11 protein-coding genes and 2 pseudogenes are annotated in these 13824 nt (G+C 69.2%); 4 read left to right on the top strand and 9 right to left on the bottom strand.

Features of this window, described 5'->3' with window-relative positions; all coding sequences use genetic code 11:
- Window positions 1–1491 (bottom strand): CoA-acylating methylmalonate-semialdehyde dehydrogenase, encoded by a 1491-nt coding sequence (locus ACP2AH_RS11090; protein WP_425105851.1) that lies wholly within the window; start codon window positions 1489–1491, stop codon window positions 1–3.
- Between the two features lie 116 nt (window positions 1492–1607).
- On the opposite strand from ACP2AH_RS11090, the gene ACP2AH_RS11085 reads away from it, so the two are divergent.
- The gene (locus tag ACP2AH_RS11085; RefSeq protein WP_425105850.1) at window positions 1608–2537 is read left to right on the top strand and encodes a LysR family transcriptional regulator; all 930 of its coding nucleotides are present in this window, start codon (window positions 1608–1610) and stop codon (window positions 2535–2537) included.
- Between the two features lie 14 nt (window positions 2538–2551).
- Here the strand turns inward: ACP2AH_RS11085 and ACP2AH_RS11080 are convergent, their stop codons facing one another.
- A complete protein-coding gene (locus tag ACP2AH_RS11080) occupies window positions 2552–2983 on the bottom strand; it encodes a MerR family transcriptional regulator (protein WP_425105849.1) in 432 nt (143 codons plus the stop codon).
- A gap of 83 nt (window positions 2984–3066) precedes the next feature.
- Between ACP2AH_RS11080 and ACP2AH_RS11075 the strand changes: the two genes are divergently transcribed.
- Window positions 3067–5322 (top strand): heavy metal translocating P-type ATPase, encoded by a 2256-nt coding sequence (locus tag ACP2AH_RS11075; RefSeq protein WP_425105848.1) that lies wholly within the window; start codon window positions 3067–3069, stop codon window positions 5320–5322.
- Window positions 5323–5390: 68 nt separating this feature from the next.
- Here the strand turns inward: ACP2AH_RS11075 and argH are convergent, their stop codons facing one another.
- Entirely contained in the window at window positions 5391–6773 is a 1383-nt protein-coding gene (gene argH / locus ACP2AH_RS11070) for an argininosuccinate lyase (protein ID WP_425105847.1), read from the bottom strand.
- A 26-nt stretch (window positions 6774–6799) separates the two neighbouring features.
- On the opposite strand from argH, the gene tlpA reads away from it, so the two are divergent.
- Together tlpA and ACP2AH_RS11060 are read left to right on the top strand one after the other, a co-directional pair.
- On the top strand, window positions 6800–7579 hold the full coding sequence (tlpA, locus tag ACP2AH_RS11065; protein ID WP_425105846.1) for a thiol:disulfide interchange protein TlpA: 780 nt from the start codon (window positions 6800–6802) through the stop codon (window positions 7577–7579).
- A 251-nt stretch (window positions 7580–7830) separates the two neighbouring features.
- Window positions 7831–8793: a DMT family transporter gene (locus tag ACP2AH_RS11060; protein ID WP_425105845.1), complete on the top strand. Its 963-nt coding sequence runs from the start codon at window positions 7831–7833 to the stop codon at window positions 8791–8793.
- A 110-nt stretch (window positions 8794–8903) separates the two neighbouring features.
- On the opposite strand, the gene ACP2AH_RS11055 is transcribed toward ACP2AH_RS11060, so the two are convergent.
- From ACP2AH_RS11055 to ACP2AH_RS11030, 6 genes and pseudogenes are all read right to left on the bottom strand, one after another.
- Window positions 8904–9785, bottom strand: coding sequence for a 3-hydroxybutyryl-CoA dehydrogenase (locus ACP2AH_RS11055; protein ID WP_244450208.1), 882 nt, complete (start codon window positions 9783–9785; stop codon window positions 8904–8906).
- Window positions 9786–9831: 46 nt separating this feature from the next.
- A pseudogene (locus tag ACP2AH_RS11050) lies at window positions 9832–10777 on the bottom strand (electron transfer flavoprotein subunit alpha/FixB family protein).
- A 2-nt stretch (window positions 10778–10779) separates the two neighbouring features.
- A pseudogene (locus tag ACP2AH_RS11045) lies at window positions 10780–11530 on the bottom strand (electron transfer flavoprotein subunit beta/FixA family protein).
- A 207-nt stretch (window positions 11531–11737) separates the two neighbouring features.
- Window positions 11738–12547 carry a rhomboid family intramembrane serine protease gene (locus ACP2AH_RS11040; protein ID WP_425105844.1) on the bottom strand — a complete coding sequence of 270 codons (810 nt, stop codon included), beginning with the start codon at window positions 12545–12547 and terminating at the stop codon, window positions 11738–11740.
- Between the two features lie 6 nt (window positions 12548–12553).
- Entirely contained in the window at window positions 12554–13219 is a 666-nt protein-coding gene (locus tag ACP2AH_RS11035) for a glutathione S-transferase family protein (RefSeq protein ID WP_425105843.1), read from the bottom strand.
- Window positions 13216–13821, bottom strand: coding sequence for a cob(I)yrinic acid a,c-diamide adenosyltransferase (locus ACP2AH_RS11030; protein WP_244450213.1), 606 nt, complete (start codon window positions 13819–13821; stop codon window positions 13216–13218). Before ACP2AH_RS11030 ends, ACP2AH_RS11035 begins: the two co-directional genes overlap by 4 nt.
- Window positions 13822–13824 lie beyond the last annotated feature (3 nt).

Genomic DNA, 13824 nt, shown 5'->3' with positions numbered 1-13824 from the left:
TCAGCCGCTGGTCGGCATGACGAACTGGGCGCCCTCGCGGATGCCGGTCGGCCAGCGGGCGGTGGTGGTCTTCATCTTGGTGTAGAAGCCGACGCCTTCCATGCCATACACGTTGCGGTCGCCGAACACCGAGCGCTTCCAGCCGCCGAAGGAGTGGAACGCCACCGGCACCGGGATCGGCACATTGATGCCGATCATGCCGGCCTTGGCGTCGCGGTCGAAGGCGCGGGCGGCGTCGCCGTCGCGGGTGAAGATGGCGGCGCCATTGCCATATTCGTGCTCGTTGACCAGCTTCAGCGCCTCGTCATAGCGGTCGACGCGGACGACGGAGAGCACCGGGCCAAAGATCTCTTCCTTGTAGATCTTCATGTCCGGCGTCACCTTGTCGAACAGGCAGCCGCCGATGAAATAGCCATTCTCATAGCCCTGCAGCTTCAGGCCGCGCCCGTCGACCACCAGCTCGGCGCCGGCGGCGACGCCGTCATCGACATAGCCGGAAACCTTGGCGAGGTGTTCCTTGGTGACGAGCGGACCCATCTCGCTTTCGCGGTCGAGGCCGGGGCCGACCTTGAGGGCGCGCACCTTCGGCACGAGCTTTTCCATCAGCGCATCGCCGACGCCGCCGACCGCCACCGCGACCGACACCGCCATGCAGCGCTCGCCGGCCGAGCCGTAGCCGGCGCCCATCAGCGCGTCGACGGTCTTGTCGAGATCGGCATCGGGCATCACCACCAGGTGGTTCTTGGCGCCGCACAGCGCCTGCGCCCGCTTACCGTGCGCGGCGGCGGTCTTGTAGACATATTCGCCGATGGCGGTGGAGCCGACGAAGCTGACCGCCGCGACATCGGGATGGGTGAGGAGGGCGTCGACCGCCTCCTTGTCGCCCTGCACGACGTTGAACACGCCCGCCGGCAGGCCGGCCTCGGCCAGCAGTTCCGCCAGCATCAGCGAGGGGGTCGGGTCCTTCTCGGAGGGCTTGAGCACGAAGGCGTTGCCGCAGGCCAGCGCCACCGGGAACATCCACATCGGCACCATGACGGGGAAGTTGAACGGGGTGATGCCGGCGACCACGCCGACGGGATGGCGGGCGGAGAACACGTCGACGCCGCGCGCCACCTGCTCGGTGAAGTCGCCGCGCATCAGGTGCGGGATGCCGCAGGCGAATTCCACCACCTCGATGCCGCGGGTCACTTCGCCCTTGGCGTCCTCGAAGGTCTTGCCGTGCTCGCGGGTGATCGCTTCCGCCAGCGCGTCCATGTCGCGCTCAAGCAGCGCCTTGAACTTGAACATGATGCGCGCGCGCGTCAGCGGCGGCGTGTCGGCCCAGGCGGGGAAGGCGGCAGCAGCGGCGGCCACCGCCTCGCCCACCGTGGCGACGGAGGCGAGCAGCGCTTCGCCGGTCTGCGCGCCGGTGGAGGGGTCGAAGACCGGGGATGTGCGCCCTGTCGTCGTCACCACCTTGCCGCCGATGTAATGCCCGATGACCGCCATCGCGATCTCTCCTCTGGTTTTCCTGGCTGCGGTTTTGCTTGTTGAAAGTCGTCACTTCAACGACGATGTTTTCGCATCCGTTGTGCGGCTGCGCACAATGCGATAGGCAACATGCCATGGATTGGGACCATCTGCGTATCTTCCTCGCCGTGGCGCGTGCCGGCCAGATGCTGGCCGCCGCGCGTCAGCTCGGGCTGGACCATGCCACCGTCGGTCGCCGGCTGGGAGCGCTGGAAGCGAGTCTCGGTTCCAAGCTCTTGGAGCGGCGCACCACGGGGAGCGAACTCACCCCGGCGGGGGAGCGGCTGCTGGCGCATGCCGAGCGCATTGAGACCGAGATGCTGCAGGCGCAGGCAGCGCTGGGCAATGTCGATCTCGCTCTGGCTGGCACGGTGCGGATCGGCGCCCCGGACGGCTTCGGCACCTATTTTCTCGCCCCGCGCCTCGGGCGCCTCGCGGAGGATCATCCGGGCCTGTCGATCCAGCTCGCGCCGCTGCCGCGCAGCTTCTCGCTGCCCAAGCGCGAAGTGGATATCGCGGTGACGCTGCAAAGGCCGAGCGAGGGGCGGCTGGTGGCGCGCAAGCTCACCGACTACACGCTCGGGGTCTATGCGGCGCGGGATTATCTCGCCCGCACCGGACCCATAGGGACCCTGCGCGATGTTACCGGGCGGCTAATCGTCACCTATGTCCCCGATCTGGTCTACTCGCCGGCGCTCGACTATTTCGAGGTGTTCCGCGAGGTCGAGGCGCGCCGCCTGGAATGCGCCAGCGTGGTGGGGCAGATGGAGGCGGTGCGGGCCGGCGGCGGCATCGGCATCCTGCACGACTATGCCGCGCTGGCGCATCCCGAACTGGTGCGGCTGCTGCCGGAACTGAGCTTCCGCCGGTCCTACTGGCTTGTCACCCATGCAGACATCCGCGACCTCAGGCGCATCCGCACGGTTGAGGATTTCATCGCCGGTGCGGTGCGCACGGCGCGGGCAGGCTTCACCTGCGAGCCGGTCGCGGTGCCGCAGGACGGGGAGGCGCCGGCGGAGGCCTGAGCCGGCTTTGCCAGTCAGGCGTCGGCACGCTGGTGGTGGGCGCAGGCGCCGTGATCGGCCAGTATCTCGATCACCCGGCAGGTGGCGACATGGCCATGGGCGCAGCCTTCCACCATGCGCTGGAGTTCGGCCCGCAACGCGGTGAGGCTGGCGATACGGCGTTCCACGCTGGCGAGATGATCGCGGGCAATGGCATCGGCGGCGGCGCAGGACTGGTCCGGGGCGTCCTGCAGATGCAGGAGCGTGCGGATCGCGTCGATCTCGAAGCCGAGCTCCCGTGCATGGCGGATGAAGGCCAGCCGCCGCAGGTCCTTTCCGCCATAGGCGCGCCTTCCCCCGTCCGTGCGCGGCGGGGCGGGGAGGAGGCCGATCTCCTCATAATAGCGGATGGTGGGCACCTTTACGCCGCTCTCGCGCGCGGCGTCGCCAATTGTGTACTGGGCCATCATTTCCCGCTTGCTCCTCTAGTCACTAGAGGAAGTAGGTTGGCTCTGCCGCCGATGCAAGGCGGGACGGAGGAGTGACGCGCATGCTGGCCGAGAAGACCTGTTACCGTATCGAGGGCATGGATTGCGCCTCCTGCGCGATGAAGATCGAAACGGCGGTGCGGCGCGTCGACGGCGTCGCGGATGTCGCGGTCTCTGTCACCGCCGGCACGATGACGGTGCAGCACAGCGGCGCCGATCTGCCGCTGGTGGAACGCCGCGTCGCTGGCCTTGGCTACGGCATCTCACCCCTGGCGACAGCGGCGGCGGCGCCTTCCGGTCACGCTCATGCGCACACGCACGGACCCGACTGCGATCACGACCACGCGCATGACCATGAACATGACCATGCCGCCCATGCCGCGCCTGCGCGCGCCGCCGGCAGCGTGGCCGCCCAGCCGGGGGCGGGCGGCCACGACCACGCGCATCTCGCGCTGGATGGGCCTTGGTGGAAGAGCGGCAAGGCGCGGCTCACGCTTCTCTGCGGCGCGGCGCTGGCGTCGGCTTACGGCCTCGGCCATTTCTTCCCACGCCTTGACCCCTGGATCTTCATCGCCGCGCTGCTGATCGGCCTGGTGCCGATCGCCCGCCGCGCGGTCATGGCCGGGCTTTCCGGCACGCCCTTTTCCATCGAGACGCTCATGACCATCGCCGCCGTCGGCGCCGTCATCATCGGTGCGTCGGAAGAGGCGGCGGCGGTGGTGTTCCTGTTTCTCGTCGGCGAGTTGCTGGAGGGCGTCGCTGCCGGCCGGGCCCGCAGTTCCATCCGCGCCCTCACCGCGCTGGTGCCGAAGACGGCGTGCCTCGTCGAAGGCGGCGCGACGCGCGAGGTGCCGGTCGAGAGCCTCAGGATCGGCGACGTGATCCTGGTCCGCCCTGGCGAGCGCCTGCCCGCGGATGGTGAGGTGCTGGACGGTGCTGGCACAGTGAATGAGGCGCCCGTGACGGGGGAAAGCGCGCCGGTGGCCAAGCAGGCCGGTGACGCCGTCTTCGCCGGCACGGTGAACGGGGAGGCCGCGCTCACCCTGCGCGCCACCACCGCACCGTCCGACAACACCATTGCCCGCGTGGTGCGCCTCGTCGAGGAGGCGCAGGAGAGCAAGGCACCGACCGAGCGCTTCATCGACCGTTTCGCCCGCTGGTACACGCCGCTGGTCGTTGTTGTCGCCGCGCTGGTGGCTGTGCTGCCGCCGCTTGTCTTCGGCGCGGCCTGGGACGAATGGATCTACAAGGGCCTGGCCTTGCTGCTGATCGGCTGCCCCTGTGCGCTGGTCATTTCCACCCCCGCCGCCATCGCCGCCGGGCTGGCGGTCGGCGCGCGGCGCGGCCTGCTCATCAAGGGCGGTGCGGTGCTGGAGGCACTGCGCACGATCAATGCCGTGGCCTTCGACAAGACCGGCACGCTGACCGAGGGCAAGCCCGCCGTCACCGATCTCGTGGCCTTTACCGGGGACGACGCCGGGCTGCTGGCCCGCGCGGCGGCGCTGGAAGCGGGCTCGACCCATCCGCTCGCCAGCGCGATTCTCGCGCAAGCGGCGGCGCGTGGGCTTGCCATCCCGCCCGTGCAGGCGGCGGTCGCGCTGGGCGGCGAGGGGGTGAGCGGCACGGTCGAGGGCGCGGCACTGTTTTTGGGCTCGCCCAAGGCGGCGGGCGCGCGGGCGACGCTGAGCGCCGACCAGGAGGCGACAATCGGGGCGCTTAACGCCGCTGGCAAGACGGTGGCGGTGCTGGTCGCGGACGGGCGGGCGCAGGGGCTGATCGCGCTGCGCGACGAGCCGCGGGCCGATGCCCAGGTCGGGCTTGACGCGCTCAAGGCCGAGGGCATCCGCACGCTGATGCTGACCGGCGACAATGAGCGCACCGCGCAGGCGATCGGTGCCGCCCTCGGCATCGAGGTGCGCGCCGGCCTGATGCCGGCCGACAAGCAGCGCATCGTCAACGAGTTGCAGCGCGAGGGGCTGAAGGTCGCCAAGGTTGGCGACGGCATCAATGACGCGCCCGCGCTCGCCGCCGCCACGGTCGGCATCGCCATGGGCGGCGGCACGGATGTGGCGCTGGAGACGGCGGACGCGGCCGTGCTGCACGGCCGGGTCGGCGATGTCGCGGGAATGATCGCTCTGTCGCGCGCGACCATGCGCAACATCCACCAGAACATCACGCTGGCGCTGGGGCTGAAGGCGGTGTTCGTCGTCACCACCCTCGCCGGCATCACCGGCCTGTGGCCGGCCATCCTCGCCGATACCGGTGCCACCGTGCTGGTGACGGCCAACGCCTTGAGATTGTTGGGTCGGAAAGGGTAGCACGCCGCCCGGCCATCATCCCGGACGGCTTAAGGCCGATCCGGGATGACGGTGGCCATAAGAACCGCCTACTTCGCCAGCTGCTTCAGCCAGCGCTTGGCCTGGGCGCGGACATTCTTTGGCGCCGTGCCGCCATAGGAAACGCGGCTGGCCACGGATTTCGCCACCGAGAGCACGCCGAACACTTCCGCCGTGATGCGGGGCTCGACGCTCTGCATCTCCGCCAGCGTCAGCTTGTGCAGCGGCGCGTTCTTGGCGGAGGCGAGCGCGACGATGCGGCCGGTGACGTGATGCGCCTCGCGGAAGGGCAGGCCGAGCACGCGCACCAGCCAATCCGCGAGGTCGGTGGCGGTGGAGTAGCCGGAGCCTGCGGTGTCCTTCATCCGCTTCTCGTCCGGCACCATGTCGCGCACCATGCCGGCCGTGGCGGCGATCATCAGCGACAGGGTGGAAAACGCGTCGAAGGCGCCTTCCTTGTCTTCCTGCATATCCTTGGCATAGGCCAGCGCCAGGCCCTTCATCACCATCAGCAAGCCATTGAAAGCACCGGCGATTCGCCCGATCTTGGCCCGCACCAGCTCGGCCGCGTCGGGGTTGCGCTTCTGCGGCATGATCGAGGAGCCGGAGGTGAAGCGGTCGGAGAGCTTCATCAGCCCCACCAGCGGCGAGGTCCAGATCACGATCTCCTCGGCGAAGCGGGAGAGGTGCATCGCCGCGATGGACGCCGCCGCCAGTGTCTCCAGCACGAAGTCGCGGTCGGAGACGGAATCGAGCGAATTCGCCGTCGGCCGGTCGAAGCCGAGGGCGCTGGCGGTGGCGAAGCGGTCGATGGGAAAGGAGGTGCCGGCCAGCGCAGCGGCGCCGAGCGGGCACTCGTTGAGCCGGGCGCGGGCGTCGCGCAGGCGGCCGCGATCACGCCCGAGCATCTCGACATAGGCGAGAAGATGGTGGCCGAAGGTCACCGGCTGGGCGGTCTGCAAATGGGTGAAGCCCGGCATCACCGTGCCGGAATGGATCAGCGCCTTCTCCACAAGTGCTTGTTGGAGATCGCGAATCTGTCCGTCGAGCGTGTCGATTGTGTCGCGCACGTAGAGCCGGAAATCCGTCGCCACCTGGTCGTTGCGCGAGCGGGCGGTGTGGAGGCGGCCGGCGGCCGGGCCGAGCAGGGTGGCGAGGCGCGATTCGACGTTCATATGGATGTCTTCCAGCGCCCGCTGGAAGGTGAAATCGCCCGCTTCGATCTCTGACAGGATCGTGTCTAGACCCGCCGCGATCTTTTCGGCATCAGCCTTGTCGATGATCCCCTGGGCCGCCAGCATCGAGGCATGCGCCTTCGAACCCGCGATATCCTGCGCGTACAGGCGCTGGTCGAAACCGATGGAGGCGTTTATCTCCTCCATGATCGCGTCGGGGCCGGTCTCGAACCGGCCGCCCCACATCTTGTTGCTCATGCTCACTTTTCTCCGCGAGGACGGCCATGACCGAACGACCTGAGGACGCCGCCGCACCGGCGGGCGGGGTTCCGCCGCGCCGCGCGGGCCGCTTCGCCCTCGTGCTGGCGGCCGCGCTGGTGCTGGGCGCCATTGTCGGGCTGGCAGGCGTATACGGGATTGGGGGCGGGGCGCGCAACGCCGTTGCCACCGGGCCGGCCGCGCCGGCGCCGATCGCCGTGGCCGATGAGGCCGGTGAGGTGGACAGTCAGTGCAGTGCGGCCAGTGCGGCCGGCAAAAGGCTGGCCACGTTTGCCACCGGCGAGCTCGCCGCCTTCGCCCCGACGGAAAAGCCGACCCGCATCCCCGATCTCGCCTTCCTCGACCCCGAGGGGAAGCCGACCCGGCTGTCGCAGGTCGGCGGCGACGGGCTGAAGCTCGTCAACATCTGGGCCACCTGGTGCGTGCCCTGCCGCAAGGAGATGCCGGCGCTCGACCAGCTTCAGGGCGAACTCGGCACCAAGGGTGCGCAGGGTCAGCCGGGCTTCGAGGTGATCACGGTGAACATCGACACCCGTGACGCGGCCAAGCCGAAAGCCTTCTTCGCCGAGACGGGGCTGAAGCACCTCGCGCTCTATACCGACCCGAAGGCGCAGGCCTTCCAGGATTTGCGCGTGGTCGGGCGCGGCTTCGGCCTGCCCACCACCATGCTGATCGATGCGCAGGGCTGCGAGCTTGGCCACATCGCCGGCCCGGCGGAATGGGCGAGCCCGGATGCGGTGGCGCTGGTGAAGGCGGCGCTGGCCGAGACGGGCAAGGCGCCCTAGGACGCCTTCGCCGGAGGCTCCGTCATGCTGAGGTGCCGGCCGCAGGCCGGCCTCGAAGCACGCGGGGCCGGGCCGCTGTCTCGCCGGGCCTGGGGGCGGAAGCTTTCTGCGTCCTTCGAGGCCCGGCGGTGCCGGGCGCCTCAGGATGACGGGCCGGGTGCACAGGTCGACCGGCCATCTTCGCGTCGAAACCGGGTGGCGCGCCGCCCGAGGAAGGGCTAAAAGGCCGCACCCCCTTGCAGGAGCGTGCCATGTCCGCGTCGAGCCCCGTTCACCGCACCGGGCTCGCCACGGCCGTTGCCGGGCCGCTGCCGATGGCGCCGGCCGATTGGGGCGCGCTGGCGCTGCTGGCGCTGATCTGGGGTGGCTCCTTCTTTTTCGGCAAGGTGGCGGTCGCCGAGATTCCCCCGCTGACCATGGTGCTCACCCGCGTCGCTGTCGGGGCGCTGGCGCTGTGGATCATCGCCCGCGCGCGCGGCATACATCTGCCGCTGAACCGGCGGCTGGCGGGCGAGTTCCTGCTGCTGGCGGTGATCGCCAATCTCATTCCCTTCGGACTGATCGCCTGGTCGCAGCAGCATCTGCCGAGCGGGCTGTCCTCCATTCTCAACGCGGCGACGCCGCTGTTCACCGTGCTGGTGGCGCAGGCCTTCACCCATGACGAGAAATTCACCCTCGGCAAGCTGATCGGCGTCGCCCTCGGCTTTGTCGGCGTGGCGGTCATGATGGGCCCGGCGCTGCTTGGCCAGCTCGGCGGGCACCATCTGCCGGCGCAGCTCGCCGCCATCGGCGCCACCGTGTCCTATGGTTTCGCGGCGGTCTATTCCCGCCGCTTCCGCCATCTGCCGCCGCTCGGCGTCGCCATGGCGCAGCTCACCACCTCGACGCTGCTGCTGCTGCCGGTGGCGGTGCTGGTCGACCGCCCCTGGCATTTGCCGGTGCCCTCGCTGCCGGTGATCGGCGCGCTGCTCGGGCTCGGCGTGCTCTCCACCGGGCTCGCCTATATCCTCTATTTCCGCATCGTCGCCCGAAATGGGGCCACCAACATCTCGCTGGTGACCTTCCTCGTGCCGGTGAGCGCCATCTTGCTCGGCGCTCTGGTGCTGGGCGAGGCGCTGGAGCCGCGCGAATTCGCCGGTTTCGCCCTCATCGCGGCGGGGCTGGCGGCGATCGACGGGCGGCCGGCGCGGTGGGTGCGGGGGAAGATGGGGTAGGGGGCTGCACCCGTCTGCGTCCTTCGAGGCCCGGCTTTGCCGGGCACCTCAGGATGACGGGGCTAGGCGGGCGGGGCCGCCGTCATTCAGCGTATCGGCGTGCCCCGCCTCTAGCGGGTCGGCACCGGCTTTTCGCCGCGATAGTCGTAGAAGCCGCGCTGGGTCTTGCGGCCCAGCCAGCCGGCTTCGACATATTTCACCAGCAGCGGGCAGGGGCGGTACTTCGAATCGGCCAGCCCCTCATGCAGCACCTGCATGATGGAGAGGCACGTATCCAGCCCGATGAAATCGGCCAGCTGCAGCGGGCCCATCGGGTGGTTGGCGCCGAGACGCATGGCGGTGTCGATGGCGTCCACCGAGCCGACGCCCTCATAGAGCGTGTAGATCGCCTCGTTGATCATCGGCAGCAGGATGCGGTTGACCATGAAGGCGGGGAAATCCTCCGCCACCGCATAGGTCTTGCCCAGTCGGGTGATGAAGGCCTTGGAAAGCTCGAAGGTCTCGTCCTCGGTGGCGATGCCGCGCACCAGCTCCACCAGCTGCATCAGCGGCACCGGATTCATGAAGTGAATGCCGATGAAGCGCTCCGGCCGGTCGGTGGAGGCGGCCAGCCGGGTGATGGAGATGGAGGAGGTGTTGGTGGCGAGGATCGCCTCCGGCTTCAGGAACGGGCAGATGGAAGAGAAGATGCGGCGCTTGATCTCTTCCTTCTCCACCGCCGCCTCGATGACGAGGTCGACCTCGGCGAGGTCGGGGGCCTGGTCGGTGCCGTGGATGCGGGCGAGCGCCGCCTTCTTCTCGTCCTCGCCATAGAGGCCCTTGGCCACCTGGCGCGACATGTTGCCATTGATGGTGGCGAGGCCGGACTTGATGCGGTCGGCCTCAAGGTCGTTCAGCACGACATCATAGCCGGCGAGTGCGCACACATGCGCGATGCCGTTGCCCATCTGGCCGGCGCCGATAATGCCGATACGCTTGATCTCGAAAGCCATTGCTGCGTCCGTTCTGCCCCTGCGGAGGCGGCAGTATAGTGTCCCGTCAGGCTTTTGCCTTAGCTATTTCGGCCTTGAGCTGCGGCACGATCTCGAACAGGTCACCCACCAGCCCGTAATCCGCGACCTGGAAGATCGGCGCGTCCTCGTCCTTGTTGACGGCGACGATGACCTTGGAATCCTTCATGCCGGCGAGGTGCTGGATGGCGCCAGATATGCCGAGCGCGACATAGAGATCGGGCGCCACCACCTTGCCGGTCTGGCCGACCTGCCAGTCATTCGGGGCATAGCCGGCATCGACCGCCGCGCGCGAGGCGCCGACCGCCGCGCCGAGCTCGTCGGCCAGCGGCTCGACAATGGCGTGGAACTGCTCGGCCGAACCGAGCGCGCGGCCGCCGGAGACGATGATGCGCGCGGCGGACAGGTCCGGGCGGGCGCTGGCGGCGATTTCCTCGCCGAGGAAGCTGGAGCCGGCGGCGGCTTCGGCGGCCCCGAGGGTGCGGATCGGCGCGGCGTTGCCCTCGCCGGCGGCGGCGAAGGAGGCGGTGCGGATGGTGAGCACCTTCACCGCATCGGTGGCGCGCACGCGCTGGATGGCGTTGCCGGCATAGATCGGCCGGTCGAACGTGTCGGACGAGACGACGGCGATCACGTCGGAGACCTGCATCACGTCGATCAGCGCGGCGATGCGCGGCATCACGCTCTTGCCGAAGGCGGTGGAGGGGGCGACCATCGCGCCATACTCCTTGGCGAGGCTGACACCCAGCGCTGCCACCGGCTCGGCGAGGCGGTGGGCATAGGCGGCATCGTCCGCCAGCAGCACCTCGGCGACGCCGGCGAGTTTCGCGGCAGCCTCGGCGGCGGGGCGGGCATTGACGCCGGCCACCAGCACATGCACCGGGGCGCCGAGCGCCAGCGCGGCGGTGAGTGCGCGCGCGGTGACGGGGGTTCAGGCTGGCATCGTCATGTTCGGCGAAGAGCAGGGTGGCCATGGTCAGAGTACTCCGGCCTGCTTGAGATGGCCGACCAACTCGGCCGCGGAGGCCACCTTGATGCCGCCGGTGCGGCCGGCGGGCTCGGTGGTGGCGAGGATTTCCAGCCGGGGGGCGAGGTCGACGCCGAGCTCGGCGGCGGTCTTTTCCTCGATCGGCTTCTTCTTCGCCTTCATGATGTTGGGCAGCGAGGCGTAGCGCGGCTCGTTGAGGCGCAGATCGGTGGTCAGCACCGCCGGCAGAGCGAGACGCAGCGTCTGCAGCCCGCCGTCGATCTCGCGGGTGACATCGGACCGTGCCCTCGCCGAGCACGACCTTGGAGGCAAAGGTCGCCTGCGGCCAGCCGAGCAACGCGGCGAGCATCTGACCGGTCTGGTTGCAATCATCGTCGATCGCCTGCTTGCCGAGGATGACGAGGGACGGGCCCTCGCTGGCGACGATGGCCTTGAGCAGCTTGGCGACGGTGAGCGGCTCGATGCCGGCCTCGTCCGTCTTCACCCATATGCCGCGATCCGCACCCATGGCGAGCGCGGTGCGGATGGTCTCGTCGGTCTTCACCGGGCCGATGGAGACGGCGACCACCTCGGTCGCCTTGCCCGCCTCCTTGAGCCGCAGCGCCTCCTCGACGGCGATCTCGTCGAACGGGTTCATCGACATCTTGATATTGGTCAGTTCGACGCCGGAACCGTCGGCCTTGACGCGGATCTTGACGTTGTAGTCGACCACCCGCTTCACGGGCACGAGGATCTTCATCACCTGTCTCCCCCGGCAGGGCAGCGACCCCGCCTCTGGCAGCCATCGGCGCCGGCGGCACCGCCTGCCAGTGCCGCGCGGAAAGCCGGAAGAAGGGGCTTGGGGGCGGGGATCTGGGGGGAGCGGGAGCAGCCGGCGAAAAGCGCCGGCAAACTAGGATTCGGCCCCCGCACTGTCAACGCCGCGCGCGGCGTGCGCGGGGGACGATCACACCGGCGGGCGCCCGTCCGGCGTGCCATCGCGCGTCATCACCCAGAGCGGCACGCCCGGCCGGCGCAGGAAGACGATGAGCACCGCCCCGGCGACGAGCCCGGCAATATGCGCCCACCATGCGGTTTCCTCGTCGCCGGACTGGAACAGGCTCCACAGCTGGAAGACGATCCAGGCCCCGAGCGGCCAGATGGCGGGCACGCGCAGCGGCACGCGCAGGAACATCAGCACCCAGATCCGCACATTGGGGTGCAGCATGAGATAGGCGCCGACCAGCCCGGATATCCCCGCCGAGGCGCCCACCAGAGGGGACGCCGAATCAGGCACGGCGAGGGAATGGGCGAGGCCGCCGGCGACGCCGCACAGTACATAGAACAGCAGGAAGCGGGCATGGCCGAGCGCATCCTCGACATTGTCGCCGAACACCCAGAGGAAGGCCATGTTGCCGGCGAGATGCAGCCAGCCGCCATGCAGGAACATATAGGTGACGAGGGTGAGTTCGGCCGGCAGGCGGACATATTCCTCCGGCAGCACCGCCGCATGCGTCACCACGGCGGGAATGGCGCCGAAGCCGAAGGCGGAAGGAATGTCGAGCTCGGCCCGGTAGCCATGCTGCACCAGCACGAAGACCAGCACATTCACCGCGATCAGCGCCCAGGTGACATAGGCGTGGGTGATGCCTTCCAGCGGGTTGTCGTCGTTGAACGGGATGAGCATGGCGCGGCGCAGCGAATCGCGGGAAGCGGCGCGGGCGCGACGCGGCACCACATTGCCGCTTCGCGTGTGAAAACGCCATCGGGTGGGCACGGGCACTCAGCCGGCGGAAAGGCCGAGCTGCCGCAGCGAGGGGCGGGCGATCATGCGCACCCACCACTCCGCAAGGCGGGGATGGGCGGCGAGCCGGGCCGCGCCTTCCGGCGCCTGGTGGAAATAGGAGACCATCGGTGCGAGATGGAGATCGGCAAGGCTCAGCCGGGGACCGGCGAGGAACGGCCCGCCGTCGATGAGCGCCGCAAGGGCGGCGAGACAGACATCCGCCTCGGCGAGCGCGGCGGCGACGCGGGCCTCATCGGTTCGCTCGCCCTGCGCCGGCTTTTCCACCCGCTCGACATAGACCCCCCAGACCATTGGCCGATAAGCGTAGGAATCGGCGAGGCTGATGATCTGGTTGGCGCGGGCCCGCGCCTTCACGTCTTCGGGCAGGAGGGCAGGGCCCTCGAAGGCCTCATCGACATAGCGGGTGATGGCGCCGGCCTCAAAGAGACGGAAGCCGTCATGCTCGAAGGCGGGAATCCGGCCGAAAGGGTGGCGCGTGCGGTAGGCGGGCGGCACGCCTTCCGGCGCGAAGGGATCGACCGGCACCAGCTCGTGATCGACGCCCTTCTCGATCAGCGTCAGGCGGACGATGCGGACATAGACGCTGTCCGCCGTGCCGAAGACGCAAGGCCGCGTGGACGGCGCGTCCGCCGGGCCGCTCACTCCCGCCCCGCCGCGGGCACCCACAGCACGTCACCGGCTTCGCCCTCGCCGGCGGCGCGGGCATTGGCGAGGCGGCTCATGACGAAGAGCAGGTCAGACAGCCGGTTGAGATATTTCACCGCCTCCGGCCCGACGAATTCGCCCAGCGTCGCGGAAAGTTCCACCGCCATGCGCTCCGCCCGGCGGCAGACGGTGCGGGCGACATGAAGATGTGCCGCCGCCGGCGTGCCGGCCGGCAGCACGAAGGAGCGCAGGGGTTTAAGGCCGGCATTGAGCGTATCGATGTCGCGCTCCAGCTTGTCGACCTGCGCGGCGACGATGCGCAGCGGGGTGTAGCCGAGGTCTTCGCCGGTCTCGGGCGTGGCGAGATCGGCGCCGAGGTCGAACAGGTCGTTCTGGATGCGGGCCAGCACCGCGTCGATGTCGGCCAGCGCCGGGTCCGCGCCGGTGTGCAGCCGGGCGACGCCGATCACCGCATTGGTTTCGTCCACCGTGCCATAGGCGGCGACGCGCAGATCATATTTCGGCCGCCGCTCGCCGGTGCCGAGCGCAGTGCTGCCGTCGTCGCCGGTGCGGGTGTAGATGCGGTTGAGAACGACCATGAA

Origin of the sequence: Ancylobacter sp. (assembly GCF_965249975.1) — a bacterium.
Taxonomy (GTDB): Bacteria; Pseudomonadota; Alphaproteobacteria; order Rhizobiales; family Xanthobacteraceae; genus Ancylobacter.
The sequence above is the reverse complement of the archived record's forward strand: the minus strand, read 5'-3'. Positions and strand labels throughout refer to the sequence as shown.